This is a genomic window from [Clostridium] colinum (assembly GCF_940677205.1).
Taxonomy (GTDB): domain Bacteria; phylum Bacillota; class Clostridia; order Lachnospirales; family CAG-274; genus Tyzzerella; species Tyzzerella colina.
In genome coordinates, this window is the sequence record NZ_OW712331.1 from 1389337 (window position 1) to 1412314 (window position 22978).

Sequence of the window (22978 nt, forward strand, 5' to 3'; positions counted from 1 at the left end):
ATTATATTTTATTTATTTAAACAGTCTTCAATGTAAATATTCTCTTTAGGCTCATTATAAGTACTATTTACTATAACATCACCTACTTTAAAAAAATATGGATTTTTTATTTGTTGTATAAATTTTAAAACTTTTAATTCATATGGTAAACTATCATCAATTTCTATATCATTAATATCTTTTAAATCTTCTAATCTTATATTATTTATATCCATATTTTTTAATTTGTTAAAATCAATATTTTTATAATCTTCTAATTCTTCTTTTGATATATTAAATTTATTTTTCATGAATTTTTCTCCTTTTTTTTAATTTAATATATTTGATTATTGTTATAATTATTCTAAAATATAAAATAATTTTTAAATATAAAATACATTTTATTTTATACTAAAAAAAGATTTATATTTAATGCAAAACAAGTTATTTTAATTATTACAAATATTATATTAATATCTTTATAGCTTGTTTTGTAGTCTTCAACTCCTCCCCCTAACTGACAGACTACATTCTAGAAGTATTATTATGTTAAATAAATGTCTTGGCAATTAGTTCAATCTATAACATTTTTAATTACATTATAATTAAAAATTGTTAAAACCTTATTATTACAAACATTTCTCGTCAATTTAGACTTTATAAGACACAAAAAAAGACAAACTAATAAATAATTATTAGTTGCCTTTTTACGCAATATATAAAATATATTTTTATTATGAATAAATCTAAAATGATATTTACATAATTTGATTTTTAGTTTACAATAATATTATAAATTATCTGTCCATAATTCACATTGTTCTATAACTGTATCTATTGCATCATCACAATCCTCAGGTGGGTATTTATATTTTTTTAATAATTTTTTTACCATTAGCCTCATTTTAGCTCTAGCACTTTCTTTTCTTTGCCAATCAACTGTACGGCTTTTTCTTAACATATCTGTCAATTCTTTTGTTAAATTAACCAAATCTTCATTTTTATTTTCATAAAAATCTTTAACAGCTTGAGGTTTTGTAAGAGCATCATAAAAAGCTAATTCTTCTTCAGTAAATCCTAATTTTTTAGATTCTTCTTTCATTTCCATTATTTCTTTACTAATTTTTATAAGTTCTTCTATTACTTCTTCATTAGAAATTAATCCATTTACATAAGAATTCATAAGCTTTTTAATTTTATCAGAGAACAGCTCTGATTTTACTAAGTTACTTTTTTTATATTGCTTAACTTCTTCATTTAATAATTGTTTTAGTAAAGTTATTGCTATATTTTTTTGTTTCATTTTTTTAACTTCTTGTAAAAATTCAGGATTAAATATAGAAAACTCTGATTTTATATCAGAAAATAAGTTTATTATTCCTTCACTTTTTATGCTTGCTTTTAAAAGATTATTTATATTTTCGTTTACATCGTTTAAAGATAATCTTTTTTCATTTTCCCCATTAAAACTAATTTTCACAACAGTAGCTCTAACTGCTTCAAAAAAAGCCGATAGCAACCTGTCTTCTTCACAAACAATACTAGCACATAAAGATAAAGCTTGTTTAAGTTCATTAGCTGTTTTTGCAAAATCATCTTTTTTCTTATTATCTGATATTATATAATTAACTCCGTCTAAAATAGTATTTGCTCTGTCTAAATCTGTACCATTTAAAAATTTACTATAATCAAATTTTACAAACATATCTTTGCAAAAACTAAGTTTTTCTAAAAATATAGGATATGCTTTAGTTTTTATATCTGTATCACCATATTTTTCTCTATCCCTTAAAGTATATTCGTTCATAGCCTCTTTTAAAGCAGTTGCAATACCTATATAATCTACAACAAGTCCACCTTCTTTTTCTTTAAATACACGGTTTACTCTAGTTATAGCTTGCATAAGGTTATGAGATTTCATAGGTTTATAAACATACATTGTAGCAAGAGAAGGTACATCAAATCCTGTTAGCCACATATCAACAACGATAGCTATTTTAAAATCGCTTTCATCATCTTTAAATTGTATAGCCAATTCTTCTTTATATTTTTTATCTCCTATAAGTGCTTTCCATTCTTCAGGGTCGTTGTTGCTTGAAGTCATTACAATATTTACATTTTTTTCATATTCTGGCTTTAGCTCTATAATCTTTTTATATATTTTTATACCTATATCCCTAGAATAAGCTACTATCATAGCTTTCCCTGTTAAAAGATTTTTTCTATAATTATCATAATGAGATAAAATATCAGTAACTAAAGAATTTATTGTTTCTTCTGCACCAAGTATTGCGTCCATTTTAGCTAATTGTTTTTTGCTTTTTTCTATTGTTATTTCATCGGCAAAATCACTTAAATTAGAATATTCTTCATCTATTTGTTTTAATGTATCTTCGTCTAGTTGTAGCTTAACAACTCTACTTTCATAATAAACTGGCTTTGTAGCTCCGTCTTCAACAGCTTGTGTCATATCATAAATATCTATGTAATCTCCAAAAACTTCTCTTGTGCTTTTATCTTTTTGTGAAATAGGTGTCCCTGTAAAACCTATATATGTTGCATTAGGTAAACTATTTCTTATCATTCTAGCAAAACCTATTTTTATTTTACCGTCTTCATCTATTTTTTCTTTCAGTCCATATTGTCCACGGTGAGCTTCATCTGCCATAACGATTATATCATTTCTTTCAGATAATGCTTCGTAACTTTCTTCAAATTTTTGCATTGTTGTGAAAATAATTTCTCCCGATTTTGTAGTTTCTAAAAGCTTTTTAAGGTGTTTTCTATCTTCTGCTTGTATAGGTGTTGTTCTTAAAAAGTCTGTGCATTTTACAAACTGTGTATATAATTGATTATCTAAATCTTTTCTATCTGTTAAGACTAATATAGTTACATTAGGAATTTCTTTTGATAATAACTTAGAGTAAAAAACCATAGATAAAGATTTTCCACTACCTTGTGTATGCCAAAATACTCCCCCTTTTTTATCAGTTTCTTTAGCCTCTTTTGTTCGTTCAACGGCTTTTTTTACTGCATAATATTGATGATAACCTGCTATAATTTTAACTTTTTTTACACCAGTATTTGAAAAAAGGCAAAAATTTCTTACAATATCTAAAAATCTTTCTTTTTGAAAAATACCTTCAAAGAATACATTAAAATTAACTAAACTTTTATCTTCAGATTTTCCGTCTTTAGTTTTCCAAACCATAAATCTGTCTTCATTAGAAGTTATTGTTCCTATTTTAGAAACTACTAAATCACTTAAAACAATAGCTACATTATAAATAAACATAGATGGTATAACTTGCATATAGTTTCTTACTTGTCTATAAGCTTCACTTGTAGTTGTATTTTCTCTTGAAGGAGATTTAAGCTCCATTAATATTAAAGGAAGTCCATTTATAAATAATATAATATCAGGGCGTTTTTCTTCTCTTTCAATAAAAGTAAATTGATTAACTGCATAAAAAGAGTTATTGCCTATTTTTTCATAATCTATAAGATTACATAATTTATGTATTTCTTCGTTATCTTCTTTATATTTTACCGTTACTCCATTTTGTAAATAGTTCATAAATATTTCATTTTGTTGTTCTAATGAACCATTTTCTATATTTTTAATTTTATAAATAGCCTCTTGTATAGCATCTTTAGGTAAATTTTTATTTATTCTTGCTAAGCTTTCTTGTAGCTCTTGCTCCCATAAAGGACTTTTTAAATCTCGTTCTATATTTGCACCATTAAGTTTTTTATATCCTATATTTTCAAATAGTTCTAATATTGCATTTTCATAGTCTGCCTCTTTCATTGTATATTCTCCCTTATGAATTTATTTATTATTTTTACTTATAAAATTTAATTTTATTATATCATAAATTTATTTATATTGTATGTTATAATATATTTAGAAAGGTGATTTTGAAATGATAACAACAAATATAACTAATTTTAGAAAAAATATTTATAAACTTACTGAAAATACTATAAAATTTAATGAAACTTTATCAATAAATACAAAAGAAGGTAATGCTATATTAATTAGTGAAGAAGAATATAATGGTATGATTGCTACACTTGAATTAATGTCTAATAAAGTAATGAAAAATAAATTAATAGATGGAATGAATACTTCTTTAAATGAATGTATTTCAGAAGATGAGGTTATTTGGTAATGTATAAAATAGTGTATACTAAAAAAGATATTAAAGATATAATACTAATTTAAAAAATATCTATTATAAATTTAATATAAAGATAAGGTTGTATTGATTTTTATACAATCCTTATCTTTATTAAAAAGTTTAATTTGTTCTTTCTCTTACAACTTTATCTATTGTATTACATACTTGTTGAAAATTGTTATCTACTTCTTCATTTTTAAATCTTATTACTTTTAGCTTAAATACATTTTCTAAAAATGCAGTTCTTTTTTCATCATAAGCTAAACCTTCTTTTGTGTAATGTTGGTTGCCATCTATTTCTACAACAAGTTTAGCTTTAGCACAATAAAAATCTAAAATATACTTTGTTATAAGCTTTTGTCTTCTAAATCTTAAAGGATATTTACTAAGATAACCATACCATAGCTTTTTTTCTTGATGTGTCATATTTTCTCTTAAATCTTGAGCTTTTGGTATTAAATTTTTATTATACATTCTAATCAATATATCACCTTCTTTAAATAAGCATTTTATCAATAGATAAATATTCTTTAAAATGTATATCAAAATTTTCCTCTTCAAAATAATCTAAAATTATTTCAAATTCTGATGTAATTGTCAATAAATAATCAAAGTTAAAATTTTGATTAAATTGTTTTATTAACTCTTTATCATTCAAAATATCTAATTCAGCTGTATTTGAATTACCATCAAATTCATTACCAAAAATAGAATTTCCATCTCTTATTATATTAATATCACTTAATTTACAAAGTTTCCATAAAGCATCTAAATAATCTGCCTCATATTTATTTTTAATATAATCTTCAAAATCATAATAAAAACCACTATATATTTGTTCTATTTTTATTAAATTAATAAGTAAAATCTCTTCTTTTGAAAATATAATTTTTGCTTCTAATAAAGATTTAGATATATCATCTTTCAAAATATTTAATTTATTTACTTTATCATTAATATGTTTATAATCCATTAATATATTTAAAAAATACTCTTTATTTTTAAATTTTGAAATAATGTCTTTAACTTTTGTAAAATTATGATAAATACTTAATATATTATTATATAGTATTTTTTTATTTTCAATTTCATTTATCTTCTTTTGTAACTCTTAATTATCTTTACTTAACTTTTCTTGTAAATTTTGATTATTTTTATTAAATTTATTATTTTGAAAATAAACTATTATAGCAATTATAACTGTTGTTGTAACTGATGAAATATCTCCTAAGTTATCTTTTACTAATTCTAACATCATAAAAATCCTCTCTTTAGTATTAATAAGGCACTCTAACATCACCATTTATTAATTTAGGTAATAAAGTATCTCTTATTTGAGCTAGTTTTTCATTTTGTTCTGAAGATTTTATAATTTTATATTTTATAGCATCTATAATAATATTAAAATTATGAATTATTTTAATATCTGGAATTGTTAAAACTTCTTTTTCTAATAGATTTTTAACATCTAAATTTTTTATACCTGTTGTACCATTTTCATATGTAAACATAACACCTTTATTATAAATGAATTTTAAATAATAATACATAAAATTATGAAAATTATTTTTACTTCTTAAAATTCTACAAAAATTTGTACAAATGAGATTAGGAGTATTTTTTAAAATACTATTTTTTATTATAGTAACTCTTCCAGTTGATTGAGTTGGACTGCCTCCAGATATTTCAATTATAATATCATTTGATAAAAGTTTTTTATTTTCAAAATTTTTATTAATGATAAATCTATTCGGTAGATTAATTAATTCCCCATTTTCTATTTTAGGAATATCTGCTCCTCTTATACAAAAAACATTTTTTATATAATTACCTTGCACTTTATCTTTTCCCCAATCTCCACCTATTATATCATAAATAATATCATTAAGTTTTCCAACACGCCAACTTTTAGGAATTTTGCCAAGTTCACTATCTACAAATTCACGCCCACCATTAGCTATTTCTTCATCAGTAAGTGGATAATCAAAATCAATAAACCATTTTTTAAAAATAGCTTGAGCCATTTCTTCAAGATTTTTGTTAATTTTGTTGTTTAGCTCTATTTTTTCATCAAGGCAAGAAAGGTTTTTTGCTATTGCTTTTTGTTCTTCTATATTTGTTGTAATTAATACTTTAAAATTAAATATTTGATTTTTATTTATAGAACCAAATACTGTTCCGTTTTGATTACTTTGCAACTCTTTTGAATAATTTTTTAACAAATAATATAAAAATTCTTGTTGATTATTTTTCATTCTTAAACTACATAAACCTCTACCTATACAAATATCTTTTGTAGTTATATTTATATCTCCAACAGGTGCTCTAACACTCATAATAATATCATTTTTAAGTGCTTTTTTTGTTATTTGAGTTGTATATGTATCATATATGGGGTGTTTTATACCAAATGTTTTATTTCCTTGCAAAAATTCAATTCCTTTATTTTCATTATTATAAAATTCAGATTTTGGAGATTGTCCCATTATAATATCACATATATCACCCAATTTGACTTCTTTCCAATGTTTCACTAATTACTCACCTGCCTTTGAAACAAATTTAGCTTGAAGAATACTTATTATTTCATAAATTTTATCTTTTAACATATTATCACTAGCTTGATTATAAGGTATAAATTGTGTATTTATATTTGTTATATTAGTTTCTGCATTTTCAAATTTTTGTTTTTCTATAAAATCAATAGCATCTTCTCTTTTAAAATTATTTAAAATTTTATTGCCTTCTTCTATATCTTTTAATAAATCTAACTTTTCTTTATCTTTTTTAAATTGTTCAATATTAAAACTCAAATCCTATTCCCCCTAATCTTTCTTTTATTTTATCTTCTAATTGTCTACTTTTAGAAAACATTTCTGAAAGCTCTTTTATAAGCCTTTCCATTTTTTCATCAAAAGGTTCTGTGTCTTCTTCTTGTTTTTCTATACCAACATATCTACCAGGTGTTAATATATAATCTTGAGCTTTTATTTCTTCTGTTGTAGACACTTTACAAAAACCTTTCACATCTTCTAATATTCCATTTTCATAATCTGTATATATTTTTGCTATTTTACCTATTTCATCTTCTGTAAGCTCTCTTAACTTTCTTGTTTTCATTTCACCCATATTTCTAGCATCTATAAAAAGTGTTTTACCTTTTTGTTTTTTATCTTTAGCTATTATCCAAAGGCAAACAGGTATCTGTGTTGTATAAAAAAGTTGCGAAGGCATAGCAATTATACAATCTACTAAATCATCTTCTATTATTCTTGCTCTTATTTCTCCTTCGCCTCCTGATTGAGAAGATAAAGAACCATTAGCAAGAACCATACCTATTTTACCATTATTTGATAAATGGTATATCATATGTTGCAACCAAGCAAAGTTGGCATTAGCATCTGGTGGCAATCCATATTTAAACCTTTTGTCATCTTCTAAATTATCTCTGCCCCAGTTTGAAAGATTAAACGGTGGATTTGCCATTATAAAATCTGCCCTCAAATTTGAATGTACATCGTTTAAAAAAGTGTCGGCATTATATTGTCCCAAATCTGCCTCTATACCTCTAATAGCAAGGTTCATCATAGCAAGCTTCCAAGTTGTAGGGTTAGATTCTTGCCCATATATAGAAATATCATTTATGTTTCCTTGATGACTTTCTATAAATTTTTTAGATTGAACAAACATACCACCACTACCACAACAAGGGTCATACACCCTACCATTGTAAGGTTTTAATATTTCAACTATTGTTTTTACAACACATTCTGGTGTGTAAAATTCGCCCCCTTTTTTCCCTTCTTGTTCTGCAAATTGTGATAAACAATATTCATAAGCTCTACCTAAAACATCATTATCATTTTTTGGTATTTCTATATTATTAAACTTAGTTATAACTTCCCCAAGTTTTCTTTTATCAAGTTCTTCTCTTGCAAAGTTTTTAGGTAATACATTTTTAAGCCTATTATTATTTTTTTCTATGCTTTTCATAGCATTATCTATTACTTGTCCTATTTCTTCACTATTTGCATTTTCTAATATATAGCCCCATCTTGCATCTTCTGGCACAAAAAAGATATTTTCTGCAATATATGCATCTTCATCATCTTCAAAATCATCTCCTTCTGCCACAAGCTCTTTATATTTTGTTTCAAATTTATCTGATATGTATTTTAAAAATATAAGCCCTAATATAACTTGCTTATATTCTGATGCGTCCATATTTCCTCTTAATGTACACGCTATATCCCATAATTTATTTTCAATTTCTCTTTCCATATTATCCTCCTATATAATTTATTATATTTTCTATTTGCAATATAACAACTTTATCTATATTATCTTTTTTATATTCTTTTAATGCTGTTTTAAAGTCAGTTAATGCTTGTTTTTCTTTATCAAATTCTTTTATTTGTGGAATATTATAATATACTTTATTATTTATGTTTTTTAAGAAACCATTTATTTGTTTAGGACTAGACCTATATATTTTTTGTACAAGTTTATCTATATTGACATTAGCCAAAAATCCTATTATAATTATATGTCCTATACTAATATCAAAAAAATCAGTTATCCATTCTTCGTCATTTGTTGTAGAACATAATATATAGTTAAACTTATTTTTTATTTTTAGTTCAAAATTATTATTTATTTCTTTTCTTAATATATTTGTTTTCTCATTGATTTTTTCTTTATACATATTGGGTAAATCATATGAAACCAAAATATAATCATCAAAATATTTAATATTTTCTTTCATTTTATCAAATATATTATCTAAATTTATATCAATAATCTTCATATGATTTAATTCTAATATTATCTTAATTATATATGGATATTTTTCTATAAATTCTTTAGTAGCATATTTAGGTTCTATAAATTTTAATAGTTCATTAACTTGTTTCAATATTTCTTTTTCATAAAAATAATCCCAATAATTATGTAAATTTGAAATTAATTTATTATATTGGTTTAATACATCAAATTCTCTTTCTTTAAATTTTTCTATATATTTTTCATTTAAAACAGAATTTTCTATAAAATTTAGAAAAACATTTAAATCTTTTGTACTAAATTTTATTAATCTATATGAATGAATTTTTTCAATAAAATTATTGGATTTATTTATTATCTCACCTTTTTTATACAAAATAACTATAACATAATAAGATTTGTATAAGCTCAAATATTAATTTATCTTTTTCATTAATGTTTTCTATATTATTAAATATTTTACTATACAATATATTTATCTTTGAAAGAAAAAATTGATATGTCCTTAAATTTAAATGTTGTTCTTTATTCATCATATTGACACAAACTTCTATTGTTTCTTCTTGTTTCAAAATATTTTTTAATTCTTCATTTATATCAGAGTTTTTCAGTATATTTTCTATACTATTTTTTAAATTAGGAATATAATTTATTGTTTGAGAAATAAGTTTTTCTTTTATTTTTGTGTAGTTTTCAAAATTTTCTTTTATTTTATTTTCATTTGCAACAATCATAACTTTTACATTTTGATGCTCAATATAATTATTTATATATCCAAGAACTTCATTTAATGGAAGTTTACATCTTTCTAAATCATCAAAAATTAAAAATTTATTTTTTAATTTATTGTCTTCAAAAATTCCTTTAAAATCTAAACTTTCCAATAATTCTTTTTTTATTTCAACTACTTCTTTAGGTAAATAATTATTTAATAATAACTTACCTATATTTATACCTAAATTACTTGCTATTACTACCTTATTATTTTTATTTTTCAAACTACTAAAAATAATAGCATTAGATATTTCATCAAGTGAATTAATACCATACAAGGATACATATATTATTTTCTTATTAATATCTTTCTCTAAAATATTTTTAACAAAATATGTTTTTCCACTTCCCCATTCTCCATCTAACATAATAGCATATGAATATATTTTGTCATCTAAGTAATCTTTTATTACATCTATTGTATTTTGGGTATTAAAACTATTACTACTCATTTAAGAATACTCCTATTAAAGTTAATTTCATAATATTATATATTATAACATATTATAGTATTATTTCACAACTACCTTCAATCATGTATACTTATATTTCAATTTTAATATAATGTTATATTGTAAGTTAAAAGTAGTGTAAAAATGAACCCCTCTCCAGTTCATTTTTTAATGCTTTTATATCTTTAAAAATATATATCATTTGCATTATCTTCTTTATACTTTTTAATATATCTTTTTTAACTAAATTATATTTATTATTACAAATTTCATTAGTTATTTCAAATATAATAATATATCTAATGGTCTACTTTTTAAATTTCTTTTATATAATATATTTTTTATTTCTGACTTTTTCATAATTTTAAACTCCTTTTGACAACTTTTTTATTTTAAATTTTAATTCCATATACTCCAGAAAACTCCACCTTCTCCTGCACCTTTTCTAGCCTCATTTATTATTAAGTCTATATCAAATTGCTATTTACTTCTTTTATAACTAGCAGAGTCTGCTACAAATATTTTTCCTTCACTTGTTATTCTCTTTAATACTATAAAGTGCCCACTATTTGTAAATGTTCCTTTACTCATAAGTGCTACTACTAACTTACCATTAAGTGCATCTACTACTTTTACTTTATCATTTCCTAACTCCTCTACATTAAGTCCAAAAGCCGTATTAAACTATAGTATGAACCACTTCCTTTAGCATAATATCCATATATAAGTATATAGGGTCGTATATTTGCCCTATTAAAATAGATAGTACAATAGCCCACATCCGTGCGTCCCGACTTTATCTGTTCCATACAATTGATTTTTGTACTTTTTATCTAATTGATTAAAATATACAACATTATTTCACTATCTGTAAATGTTATATCTGCATAATCTTGTCCATCTACTTTAATATAATCTTTATCATAAATACCTATACTTTGGTTATATCCATAATCTTTTTTGCTCTATTGCTAATATTTCATCTCCAAAAATAAATTATTTGAACATATCTAAAGGATTTGTTATTAAGTATAAAAAAAGGCTATTAATATTAATAGCCCTGTAACAACTGATACTATAAATATTTAAAGCCTTTTTTCTTTTTTCTTCCTCTATTGATAATTGAATTAATATTTTTATTGCTAATTCTTTCAAATAATATCTTCCTTTCTATTTTTTCTATTTTTTGTTTATTTACAATACTTTGTATAAAAAACAGATACCTATATTGTCTTTCTTCTTTAAAATTTAAAATAGAGAAACTAAGTAATATCTTAATTATAATAATAAAAAAGACATAATTTTTATCATTTTTATCCAGTCTTTAATTCATAATTACAATATTAATATTTTTTTATTTATATTTTACTTTTTAATTTAGCAACAAAAATACAATATTTTCTATGATACCTTACTATAATAAAGATTAAATAAATTAAATTTCATCTAAATTTATAATTCTATTACATATATTTAATAAAAATTCTCTATGTGTGATAATTATTATTATTTTATTCTCTGAAATACTTTTTAAAATTTGAGCCATATATTTCTCGCTATGTATATCAATTGCTGATGATGGCTCATCAAAAATATATATGTTTGCTTCATTTAAAATAGTTTCTAAAAATAATATTTTTTGAAGCTCACCTAAAGAGTTGGTGTCAACTTTGTATTTTATCCCATCTATATCACTAAATAAATTTTTATTTTCCCCTAAAAATTTATTTAGTAAATCTATATCTTTATAATTTTTTAGTTTATCCTTGATGACATCAAGAGTAGTTTTATTAACAAATATACTTTGAGACATTATACTTATACTTTTTAATAATGAATTATAACTAATATTATTAATATTAATTTTATCTAATAAAATTTTCCCTTCATCAATAGGTATTAATTTTCTAATTACTTTAATTAATGTGCTTTTACCCGAACCATTTTTACCAACAATTCCAATAATTTCACTTTTCTCAAATTTTAAATTTAAATTTTTTAAAATATATTTATTTTTAAATTTAATACTTAAATCTTCAATTTCTAAAGTTATAAATTTTTTATTATCAATTTCTATATTTCCACTCAACATTTCATTTTTATTATCTAATAATAATTTAATTTTAGAAATTGATGGTTTTATTGACTCATAGTGTATAAATAATTTTATAATATTAGTCAAAGGAGAAAAAATTTTCTGAGAATATAATATCAAATTTACTAAAATTCCAATAGACATAATTTTAGTATTTATAGCATATCCTCCTATAACTAATATAATTATCATACTAAGTGTGCTTGTAATTAAATTAATAGATGAAGATTTAATAATTTTATTTAAAAAATTTTCTTTAGTTTTAAATAATAAAAAATTATCTTGATAAAAATCTTTCTCAACTGAATTACAATAGTTTTTTATTTGAAGAGATTCTATATTATTTAATATATCATTTAACTTAGAATTAAATACTCCGTTTATATCTCTAAATTCTTTCATCTTTACTTTTATATTTTTATTATAATTATATTGTATATATGCAAGTATAATATTAATAGAAAATAGTATTATTGCTATATATATATTAGTTCTTATAATATATATAAATATTAATAAAATAGATAAAAATAGAGCTATTAATTGTGGAAATGATTTAGTATAATAATCTAATACTGTAACCACATCATTATTAATAATAGTAAAAACTTCACCAATAGATTGTTTTTCCCAATATAACATATTTAAAGATTTTAATTTTTTAAAAATTATTTTATTTATATACTCATTTGATTTTATATTTACTTTATTAAAAATTTTAGATGATAAATAATTAGATAAAACCAACAAAATACCTAATAATAAAAATAAAAAATAATACTTGAATAAATTACTATAACTATCTATATTTGGTATTTTATCAAGTATATTTCCTAACATACTTGGAATATATACAGATATACAACTACTAAAAATTATTAATATAATACCGAATATATAGAACTTAATACATCGCTTATCAATAAATCTAGTTAAAAACATATTTATCACACCTTATTATGTTAATGAAGATTAGTTTTTAATATATTATAACTATTTTTTAAAATTAATTTTATATAAATAAAAACTAACGCAATTATTATAATTATTGGAAACACAACAAATATAAAATAAGGTACACTTCCCATAAAAAGATCTATTTTAATTTTATATCTTATGTAAAAAGAAACAATAATAAAAGTTAAAGATGTTATTGATAATATTAAAGGTATACTTATAAAACTATTTATAACTTTTTTATTTATATTTTCTATATCTTGAAAATCCATTCCTAAAATATATAATGTTTTATAATTTTTTAGGTTATTTTTTATATTAACTAATGATTGAATAGTTAGTATAGACATAACTAATATGATGAATATTAACCCAATATAACTGCCTAATAAAATAGTTATTAATGAACCAAATTTAATATCTACTTTTTCTATATCATCTATTCTTATAAGGCTAATAAAACTATTTAATTTTTCAGTTTCAAGATGTTTCTTATATTTATTATTTAAACTTTCAAGTTTATTATTTAATATTGTTAATACCTTTTCATCAATATCTTTAGCATCTTTATATGTTAAGTTATTTTTAAAGTTTGCAACAAAATCAACTTTAGCTAATGATAAATTTTCTATTATTTCGTCTGGAAAAACTAATAAATCTTGATTTACACCATCATATATGTAACTTCCTAAATTATCTTTATTTATATAATTTTGTGGAGTTTCTCCTACATTATATAGAATTTTATTATTTACTTTTATTTTACTTAATGCTTCTAAATTTTCTTCTATATCAGATGTATCGATAGTATTGCTTACTTGATATAAAAATTTATCATTATTTAATTCTATTTTATTATATCCTTGCATTTCTCTTAGTTTATTATAATCTGTTTGCCCTATGGCAAGTCTGTTTTGGTCATATCTATTAATTTTTTCACTATAAGGTTTAAAATCACTATCATCTATATAATAAAATTTTAAATTTACATAATCTTCTATTTCATTATTTTTTTCTTTTAAAACTTCACTTACAATATTATAATAATCAATATCTGGTATATCTTTTTTATCTTCTATAACAAAAGAATCAAAATTTATATACATATCATTTTTCATTCTATTAATATAATTTTCTTCTGCTGAAATAGATAAAATTTTAGACATTGAAAAACTTAATATAGATATAGTCATAAGAATTACTAACCCTGCCATTAATTTTATGTTTTTATATAAATTAGCTTCTATACTTGTAAATACAAAAAGTTTGTTGTTTAAATTTCTTTTTCTTTCAATAAATGCTATAATTGTAGTAATAAATGTAAATATAAATATTAATATTACTATAAATAATTTTAATTGTACTTTATTACTTTCATAATGAGGTATTATACCCTTAAAATCTCTACCTATATTAAAATAAACATAAATATTATATATAATATATAAAGAGGACATAAGAAATAAGATAACATTTATAATTTGCTTTATTTTTGAGTTCGGTTTTATTTTAGCATCTATACCATCTTTTATTAAATAAATAGGTCTTTTGTTACCTATTTTAAAAATATTTATTAAAGTCATAAACAAAAATAAAATTAAAAAATATATAATTGTTTTTATGTATGTAAGCCAATATATAGAAAAATTAGATTTTATTTCTGAAAATATAGCATACTGCATAAACAAAGAAAGTATTTGAGAAAATATAGTACCTAAAATTAAACCTATTAAAACACCTATAAACGAAATTTGAAAAACTTCTTTTGAAAAATTTATAGCTAAAGTTTTCTTATCTGCTCCTAATATATTTAAGATAGAAATACTTTTCATTTTTTCTTTATATATGTAATTATTAACATAACTAACAATAAAAAGTATACTTATTGAAGTTACATAAACTAATATGTTTACAACATTCAAATAATATGAAAAATCATATTCACTATTATTCATTACTATATTATTAGAGTCTCCAATAGATAGAAAAGAAAAAAATAGGCAAGTAGTAATTACAATAGTAAAAAAATATATACTATACTCTTTTATTTTTTCTTTTATATTAAGATTTGAAAATTTAATATTCATAAAAATCACCCCTTAATACTTCCATCTTTAATTTCAATAACTCTATCACCATAATTAGCAATATTTTTATCGTGTGTAACCATTATTAATGTAGTATTAAATTCTTTATTTATTTTTTTAAGTAAATTCATAACAATTTCACTTGATTTAGAATCTAAAGCACCTGTTGGTTCATCTGCAATAATAAGTTTTGGATTTCCAATTATAGCTCTTGCACAAGCCACTCTTTGCTTTTCTCCACCTGAAATTTCAAATATTCTTTTATCTTTTAAATAACTAATTTCTAGTCTTTCTAAAATTTCATCTATTTTTTTATTAATAGTATTTATGTTTTCTTTTTTTAATAATAATGGAACAGCCACATTTTCTTTAACATTCATTGTATCAAGTAGTTTAAAATCTTGAAAAATAAAACCTAAATTTTCTCTCCTAAAATCATTAGATTTTGAAGGGCTAAATTTTTCTAAATTTTCACCATTCATAATAACTTCACCACTATTACCTTTATCAATAGTGGCAATAATATTTAATAAAGTAGATTTTCCAGAACCAGATTTACCCATTATAACTAAAAATTCACCATTATAAATTTCTAAATTAATGTTATTTAATATGTCTACTCGGCTATTTTTATTACCATAATATTTACATAAGTTATTAATTTTGATTAAAGTATCCATTTTTAATCCTCCTATATTTAGTTATTAAATAATTTTTCTTTTTGTCCATCAGATAAGTCTAAATATAAGTGTATTATTTGTGTAAAAAATACTTTATTAAAATAACATTGTCTAATAGATGGTCTATTTAATATTTTAGTATTATTATAATTTTCATATGGGCAACTACCTCTACAAAACATTTTTACTGTACAATTATTACATTCATCAAATTTAGTATCTTCATTTGATAACTGCTCTATAAATGTTTCTCTATCAATGCCAAAATTAACATTACCTATTTTATGAGTTTCACTAGAAACAAATCTATGACAAGGGAATATATCACCATTAATATCAATAGCAACCATATTTATTGAAGCTCCACAAGGACTTTTTTGTACTTTTGCACTATTAAGCTGAACAAGTGCTCTATGAATCATATTAATTTTTTTAGCTATATCATATTTATTATTATCAATTAAATCTTTGAAAAAAGATATGAGCTTTAAATTTTCGTTTAAATAATCGTTATAACTAACTATATCCATAATATTATCAGCACAAGCCATAGGTATCTTATTAAAATTCAAATTATCTAACTTATTAAATACATCTATTAAATTTAAATTACTAGGAGTAATTGTTGGTCTTGATGCCAGTAGCCCTTTAGCTCTTAATGTTTTAGTATTATTAATAATATCGTTATAAGCAGGTTCTTTGTTTAAATATACTCTCTCCTTATTGTGTTCTTCTCCACCATCAATACTTATCATTGTATTAATTTTATTGTCTATTATAAATTTAGATATTTCATCATTTATTAAAGTACCATTTGTAGTCATATTATAATAAAATTTTATATCACTAGATTTTTCAATATCATTACAATAAGAAATAATATGTTTTATTAAAGAAAAATTCAAAAGAGGCTCTCCTCCAAAAAATGTAACATTAAGTTTTTTTGATGTAGAATTTTTAATTAAAAAATCAATTGATTTTTTAGCTATTTCCTCAGTCATTAAGCCTTTATTATTATATGTTCCTCCATCTCCAAAACAATAGGAACAAGCTAAATTACACCCTTGAATTAACATAAGTGTTATCGATGAAATATTAGGAACATCCTTTATCTTATTATCAACTACTTCATTTATAAGACCATTTTCTTTTATAGTTTTTAACAAATTATCAAGCTCGTCTTTAGTAAAAATATCTTTAGTTTTATCATATATTTCATCTTCTTCAAGATGAGCATACTTTAAAAATTTTTTTACTTTTTCATCTATTTGAAAAAGTAAAAGTTTATCTGTATCCAACCAATAATCATTGTTTAAGTGATTAATTATTGTGAATGTATTTAATTTCATATATATCATCCCTTCAAATAAATGTATAAAATATAGACACAATTATTTTAATAAGATAATTTAAAAATTTTTATAAAAATTTATTATGGTAAAGTATATGTATGCTTAATTAATTGCCTATAATATCATCTTTGCTACCATCACAGAAAACACAACTTAAATCTGCACAAGTATCAGATTCATCACACCACATACAAGGTTGCCAATTTACAGTATCTTTTTTTCCATTAACTTTTTTTAACATAAATATCACCCTCCATATATTATAATGTCTATATTCTATACATTTTTATTATTTTTAAATTATCTTAAGTAAATTATACTGCAATATGTAAATTATTTCAATATAATTTCTATATATAATATTTTATATATCAATATATTATAAATTTATATATATTTTTTTCATTTTTTTGTGAAATTTTACTATTTGGTAATGTTTTAATAAATTATTCAAATATAAAAAATATCTTTTCAATATTAAACATAAAAAATAATAAATCTCTATATTTATTATCTTCCACCACTTTTGCCAATTATTACAATATTTGAATTAATCCTATCGCTTTTTCTTTTCCATATATCGGCTATAACAACCCCTCCATTACTATCTGTTGCAAAAATAATAACCAGCACTATCATCAAATCCACTTCTTATAAATGGAAATCCACCTACAAATGTTGATATAGGTACTATTTTTTTGTAGTATATTTTCTATTTTTTCCTTATTAGTAAAAGTAGGATATATATGTTTAAATAATTCCTTTTGTAAGTTAGGTATAGCTCTCATTTTACATTTTAATACACTTATCATACTTTCTGAACGTCTACAAACTTCTTAAAGTCTTGTTCATCTCTTGATATTGTAGCTACACAAATTGTCATAAGTGCTACTGTTTCATTTTCTTGGTCTATTTGTAAAATTATTTTTTCTATATCTTTTCCCGATTTTTCTGCACTTTATCTAGTTAAAGTGTCTTTTGAAGATTCTGCTAAGCTTCTATCATATGTAATATTTCTTGATATTGCTGTTATTAAACTTGTATTATCAACTGGCTTTATACCTATTGTTACAACTGTATTAGGTATATTTGTTATTTTAGATAACCATTTGCTTTTTACCTTATTAGGATATTTTATAATAACATAAATTTTTATAAAACTTTCGCCTATATGTAAAGTATTTTTATTAAATCTCAAGCCTATTGGTGTTAATATATCAAGCATTGGATTAGTTTGTTTTTTCTTATTTTTTATATTTATTTTTTTACCATTTTATTATTCTTTTATAATTATTGGTATATCTTTTGTAAAATCTGTATCTTCTAAATGTGCATAGTAAGGGTTATTTATTAAGTTTATAAATCTCATTATTTATCTTTGATTTAATATTTCACAAACTATATTATTTATAGTAAACTTTTATGCAAGTAACATGGCTTTTCTATTTGTTTCCTTTTCAATACTTTCTTGATATTTTTCCCATATAACTAGGTAAAATTGTCGCTCTACTATATCCCCACTTAATGCAAAATTATTCATTTCAATAATATCTTTCTTTAATAGTTCTTTTTGACTATCATTAGAAAATTTTATCATTTCTTGCATACTTGATATAATAGGGCTTATATCAACAGGTCGTGATACTACTATAAATTTAAAAGGATATTGTATTTCGGATAGTTCTGCCGTTAAAGACTTCATTAATACCTACTTTAAAAATTTTTCATAAGATATTGAGGCAATATTTGTAGGTAAATATTCATATATAATTTTTTTATAAATATCAGCCTCTGCTACTTTAATACTATTAGGTATAACTGTTTTAAATATATTTACATTTTCTTTAAAGCTACCATCTAATAGTTTTTTACGTTTTCGTGTTTTTGCTATCCATTGTTATAAGTATTCCACTTATTTTTAAATTTTAGTTAACATCTTTTACACCTATATAATATCTAATTAATTCAGCTAACCCTTTTACTGATAATATTTCTGATTGTGTAGGTATAATTAACCTGTCTGATGCAACCATTACATTAATTAATGGAACACCTATTTGAGGCATACAGTCAATAATAATATAATCATAGTCATTTTTAATGTCATCAATAAATTTTTTTAATATATATTCCCTAAAAGTTACTGTTGACAATTTACTTTCTAATGAAAATAAATTTGAATTAGCTGGTACTAAATTTATACCTTTAGTTTTTATTAAATAATCTTCTGATGGTAATATGTAGTTATTATCAATAATGTTATTTAAAATAGTTGAAATAGTTACACCTATACTATTGGGATTTTCATTACACATCAACATTGTAGTATTGCTTGTCCATCAAAATCTATTAATAAAACTTTTTTATTTTGTTTACCTAACAAATATGCCATATTAGTTGCTGTTGTAGTTTTACCAACTCCCCCTTTCTCATTTATAATTGCTATAATTGTACTCATAATAAAATAACTTCTTGTATATAATTTTAAAAAAGTAAAAAAATAAGACTTAATCAAAAAAACTCTATTTTTTCAATATTTTTTGATTAAGTCCTATTATAACAGTATTATATATATAGGCATTATAAGTTGATATAATCCCATAGCAAGATGTCAAGATAAGTAATACATTTTTTAATAAAATTTTTTTAATATATTACATTATTTTTTCGTTAGTATAATAAGTAAGATTTTTATTAAAATATTTATGAAATAATAATTTTTTGAATTAAGTATCTTAGGATATTTTAATATATTTTTTAATCTTTTGCAATAATTTTTTTATTAAATTATTATATTTATTAAATAATAAGTAGAATAAAACTCTAACTTATCTTTGTTTTGTATAAAGATAGTATATTTATAAGTATTAAAACGTATATAAATATTTTTAAAATTTCATTTTTATACTGTGTATACACTATCTTAACCTTCAAAAATAATTTTATATTATACAAAAATTTAATAAATAATTATTGATATTATAAAATATTTATTTAAATGTTTCAACTGGATAATAAATAATATAAAAATAAAAGTACTTGCTAAAGTTTATCATCTTTAATAAGTACTTTTATTTATTAATTATATGTTTTAAATTTTATAAATATTTTTTAACTTCTTCTTCTGTAACTTCATAATCTCTAGTAATTTTTTCAACTATAATAGAATTATCAATATTAAGCTCTTTTAATAAAGATATTTGTGTTTTCATTCTATTATATCTTTCTTGTTGTATCCCTTGTTGTATTCCTTCTTGTAAACCTTCTTCAAATTTTTCTTGTTCTTTCATAAGTAAAGTCATATATTCTTGCCTCCATTCTTTATTTTCTTTTATTTTTTTTAACTTATTATTTATCATATTTATAAAATCATTATCTTCTATTTGTCCTTCAATATATTTTAGAAATGATTTTAAATACATATCTTCTTCTTTTTCAAATGCTTTTGTATTAAAAAAAACTTTATATGCTCCATCTTTTAAAAATAAGTTATTATTTTCTTTACAAATATTTTCAAATGTATATTTTGGTAAATCTTTTTTAAATGGGTCAAATGTACATATAAATATTACATAACTTTCTTTTAAATTTTTATAGTGTTCTCCTTTTTCTATAATATTTAAATCTATCATAGATTGATAATACCTACTTCTTTTTGCTAAATCTTTTTTATTTACGACTTGCATTTCTATGTTATAAATTTTCTCATCATCTTCTACATAAATATCAAGTCTTATACTCTTAGCATCATATCCTATATTTATAGTTTTTTCATCTTCTATATATTTTATATTAGATATTTTAAACTTTAACAATACTTCTAATACTTTTTTACAAACTTCTTTATCTCTCATCAATTTAGAAAAAATAAAATCATTACTTATATCTAATTTTTCCCATTTTTGCTCATCCTTTATTTGCACTAAATCACTTCCTTTTTATCTTATATAATTATATTTTAACATAATATTTTAAAATATAAAATAATAGTTATAAATTTTAGGAAACACTTTTGTTGAAGTATAATATATATAAATATAAAAACAAAGATAAGAAATTATTTTATTCTACTTATTCTTATCTTTGTTAAAAAACTTTTAAGTATAGCCTATCTTTGACACTTTAACAAAATTTATCAGTATATATCTTATCAATCTAATTTAATATTAAAATTTCCAATCAATCTCAACTTTATTACTATCATATAAATAAATTTTTTCGATAAAAAAATCTACTAAATCATAATTTAAAGTTTCTACATTTATAAATTTATTAATATGAGCTAAATTAATATAATTTTCATTTTTATTATTTAACTTCTCCAAATTTAAATATATATTTTTCTGTTCATTTTCTAAATTTTTCTTTTTATTTATGTATTGTTCTTTAGTTATTTTTTCATCTAAATATAACATATAAATTCTAGTTTTTTCGCTTTCTATATTATCTAACCTAATTTTATATAAGTTTTTTTCATTTTCTATATTATTTTTATTTTCTTGTTTAAATTTATATATTTTTTTCTTTATAAGACTAAATACAATATTTTCAAGTTTTTCTTTTAGTATAATATTTTTATTACATTCATCAAAATAATTATACTTTATATTTTGACAAAAATATTTTTTACTAGAATTAAAAATACTATATTTACAATATCCACAATATAACTTATAAGCAAATATATTTTTTCTTTTTATTTCTTTTTTTGAATTTTTCTTTTTTAAAAGAGTTTGTACTTTAAAAAAATCTTCTTTACTTATTATTGAAGGGTATGCATCTTCTACTACAATCCAATTTTCTTTAGAATTTCTTACAAATTTTCTTCTTGTTTTTATTGATTTACTTGATTTTAGATATTCTAATGTACCTATGTAAGTTTTATTAGTTAAAATGTCTTTAATCATTTCACTTTTCCAAATATTTTTTTTAGTTAAATTATTTTGCTTTTTATTTTTTGAAAACTCTCTTCTAGTTAATATATTAAGGTCATTTAATATATTAGCTATTTCTAAATAATTTTTACCAGATAAAAATAAACTAAATATATCTTTTACAACTTTAGAGCTTTCTTCATCTATTTCTAATATTCCAACATCATAAGAAGACTTTTTATACCCAAAAGGTGCTACACTTCCCACATACTTACCTTGCTTAGCTTTAATATTTCTAGAAATAGTAACCTTTTTAGATAAATCTTTAGAATAATAGTCATAGATAATATTTTTAAAATTTATATCTATATCATTTAAATTATATTTAGACTTTTTACTATCAAAATTATCATTTATGGCTATAAATCTTATATTTAAATATGGAAATATATTTTCTAAATAATTACTAACTTCTATATAATTTCTACCAAAACGAGATAGGTCTTTCACTATTATACAATTAACTTTATTTTTTTTTATATCTTCAAACAACTTATTTATACCAGGTCTTTTAAAGTCAAATCCACTACAACCATCATCTACATATTCAATAAAGTTATAACTTCTTAATTCATTATCTTTATTTATAAAGTCTTTAATTAAATTCCGTTGATTTATTATACTATTACTTTCATCTTTTTTGTATTTATCTTCATTAGAAATTCTTAAGTAACTTGCTACTGAATAATCTAAAGACATAAT

General features: G+C 21.4%; 23 protein-coding genes. 1 reads left to right on the plus strand and 22 read right to left on the minus strand.

The window, feature by feature from the left end:
• Positions 1-8: 8 nt before the first annotated feature.
• The gene (locus NBW53_RS06870; protein ID WP_250277531.1) at positions 9-290 is read right to left on the minus strand and encodes a DUF6870 family protein; all 282 of its coding nucleotides are present in this window, start codon (positions 288-290) and stop codon (positions 9-11) included.
• A gap of 479 nt (positions 291-769) precedes the next feature.
• Positions 770-3790 carry a type I restriction endonuclease subunit R gene (locus tag NBW53_RS06875; protein ID WP_250277532.1) on the minus strand — a complete coding sequence of 1007 codons (3021 nt, stop codon included), beginning with the start codon at positions 3788-3790 and terminating at the stop codon, positions 770-772.
• Between the two features lie 115 nt (positions 3791-3905).
• On the opposite strand from NBW53_RS06875, the gene NBW53_RS06880 reads away from it, so the two are divergent.
• The gene (locus NBW53_RS06880; protein ID WP_250277533.1) at positions 3906-4154 is read left to right on the plus strand and encodes a type II toxin-antitoxin system Phd/YefM family antitoxin; all 249 of its coding nucleotides are present in this window, start codon (positions 3906-3908) and stop codon (positions 4152-4154) included.
• A 129-nt stretch (positions 4155-4283) separates the two neighbouring features.
• Here NBW53_RS06880 and NBW53_RS06885 read toward each other — a convergent pair whose 3' ends face one another.
• The 20 genes from NBW53_RS06885 to NBW53_RS06965 all read right to left on the minus strand — a co-directional run bounded on the left by NBW53_RS06885 (position 4284) and on the right by NBW53_RS06965 (position 22975).
• Positions 4284-4637 (minus strand): endonuclease domain-containing protein, encoded by a 354-nt coding sequence (locus NBW53_RS06885; protein WP_250279021.1) that lies wholly within the window; start codon positions 4635-4637, stop codon positions 4284-4286.
• Between the two features lie 22 nt (positions 4638-4659).
• Entirely contained in the window at positions 4660-5136 is a 477-nt protein-coding gene (locus NBW53_RS06890; protein WP_250277534.1) for a hypothetical protein, read from the minus strand.
• Positions 5137-5274: 138 nt separating this feature from the next.
• A complete protein-coding gene (locus NBW53_RS06895; RefSeq protein WP_250277535.1) occupies positions 5275-5421 on the minus strand; it encodes a hypothetical protein in 147 nt (48 codons plus the stop codon).
• Positions 5422-5440: 19 nt separating this feature from the next.
• On the minus strand, positions 5441-6697 hold the full coding sequence (locus tag NBW53_RS06900; RefSeq protein ID WP_250277536.1) for a restriction endonuclease subunit S: 1257 nt from the start codon (positions 6695-6697) through the stop codon (positions 5441-5443).
• A gap of 3 nt (positions 6698-6700) precedes the next feature.
• Positions 6701-6976, minus strand: coding sequence for a hypothetical protein (locus tag NBW53_RS06905; RefSeq protein ID WP_250277537.1), 276 nt, complete (start codon positions 6974-6976; stop codon positions 6701-6703).
• Positions 6966-8444 (minus strand): class I SAM-dependent DNA methyltransferase, encoded by a 1479-nt coding sequence (locus tag NBW53_RS06910; RefSeq protein WP_250277538.1) that lies wholly within the window; start codon positions 8442-8444, stop codon positions 6966-6968. The genes NBW53_RS06905 and NBW53_RS06910 overlap by 11 nt, the downstream gene beginning before the upstream one ends.
• Position 8445: 1 nt before the next feature.
• Positions 8446-9321, minus strand: a complete 876-nt coding sequence (locus NBW53_RS06915) for a hypothetical protein (RefSeq protein ID WP_250277540.1) — start codon at positions 9319-9321, stop codon at positions 8446-8448.
• Positions 9314-10171 carry a P-loop NTPase fold protein gene (locus tag NBW53_RS06920; RefSeq protein ID WP_250277541.1) on the minus strand — a complete coding sequence of 286 codons (858 nt, stop codon included), beginning with the start codon at positions 10169-10171 and terminating at the stop codon, positions 9314-9316. The genes NBW53_RS06915 and NBW53_RS06920 overlap by 8 nt, the downstream gene beginning before the upstream one ends.
• Before the next feature lie 1435 nt (positions 10172-11606).
• Positions 11607-13106 carry an ATP-binding cassette domain-containing protein gene (locus NBW53_RS06925; RefSeq protein ID WP_250277542.1) on the minus strand — a complete coding sequence of 500 codons (1500 nt, stop codon included), beginning with the start codon at positions 13104-13106 and terminating at the stop codon, positions 11607-11609.
• Positions 13107-13228: 122 nt separating this feature from the next.
• On the minus strand, positions 13229-15310 hold the full coding sequence (locus NBW53_RS06930) for an FtsX-like permease family protein (RefSeq protein ID WP_250277543.1): 2082 nt from the start codon (positions 15308-15310) through the stop codon (positions 13229-13231).
• A gap of 5 nt (positions 15311-15315) precedes the next feature.
• The gene (locus NBW53_RS06935; protein ID WP_250277544.1) at positions 15316-15990 is read right to left on the minus strand and encodes an ABC transporter ATP-binding protein; all 675 of its coding nucleotides are present in this window, start codon (positions 15988-15990) and stop codon (positions 15316-15318) included.
• Between the two features lie 17 nt (positions 15991-16007).
• Positions 16008-17339: a PapB family radical SAM/SPASM ranthipeptide maturase gene (gene papB, locus NBW53_RS06940; protein ID WP_250277545.1), complete on the minus strand. Its 1332-nt coding sequence runs from the start codon at positions 17337-17339 to the stop codon at positions 16008-16010.
• A gap of 109 nt (positions 17340-17448) precedes the next feature.
• Positions 17449-17583, minus strand: a complete 135-nt coding sequence (locus tag NBW53_RS10070; RefSeq protein WP_284345810.1) for a hypothetical protein — start codon at positions 17581-17583, stop codon at positions 17449-17451.
• A gap of 269 nt (positions 17584-17852) precedes the next feature.
• Positions 17853-17981, minus strand: coding sequence for a hypothetical protein (locus NBW53_RS10075; RefSeq protein ID WP_284345811.1), 129 nt, complete (start codon positions 17979-17981; stop codon positions 17853-17855).
• Positions 17982-18300: 319 nt separating this feature from the next.
• Positions 18301-18567, minus strand: coding sequence for a hypothetical protein (locus tag NBW53_RS06945; protein ID WP_250277546.1), 267 nt, complete (start codon positions 18565-18567; stop codon positions 18301-18303).
• A 195-nt stretch (positions 18568-18762) separates the two neighbouring features.
• A complete protein-coding gene (locus NBW53_RS06950; RefSeq protein WP_250277547.1) occupies positions 18763-19044 on the minus strand; it encodes a hypothetical protein in 282 nt (93 codons plus the stop codon).
• Between the two features lie 223 nt (positions 19045-19267).
• Entirely contained in the window at positions 19268-19657 is a 390-nt protein-coding gene (locus tag NBW53_RS06955; RefSeq protein ID WP_284345842.1) for a ParA family protein, read from the minus strand.
• Positions 19657-19800: a ParA family protein gene (locus NBW53_RS10080; RefSeq protein WP_284345812.1), complete on the minus strand. Its 144-nt coding sequence runs from the start codon at positions 19798-19800 to the stop codon at positions 19657-19659. The genes NBW53_RS06955 and NBW53_RS10080 overlap by 1 nt, the downstream gene beginning before the upstream one ends.
• Before the next feature lie 640 nt (positions 19801-20440).
• Positions 20441-21265, minus strand: a complete 825-nt coding sequence (locus NBW53_RS06960) for an Rpn family recombination-promoting nuclease/putative transposase (RefSeq protein ID WP_250277548.1) — start codon at positions 21263-21265, stop codon at positions 20441-20443.
• A 243-nt stretch (positions 21266-21508) separates the two neighbouring features.
• Entirely contained in the window at positions 21509-22975 is a 1467-nt protein-coding gene (locus NBW53_RS06965; protein ID WP_250277549.1) for a recombinase family protein, read from the minus strand.
• Positions 22976-22978: the final 3 nt, after the last annotated feature.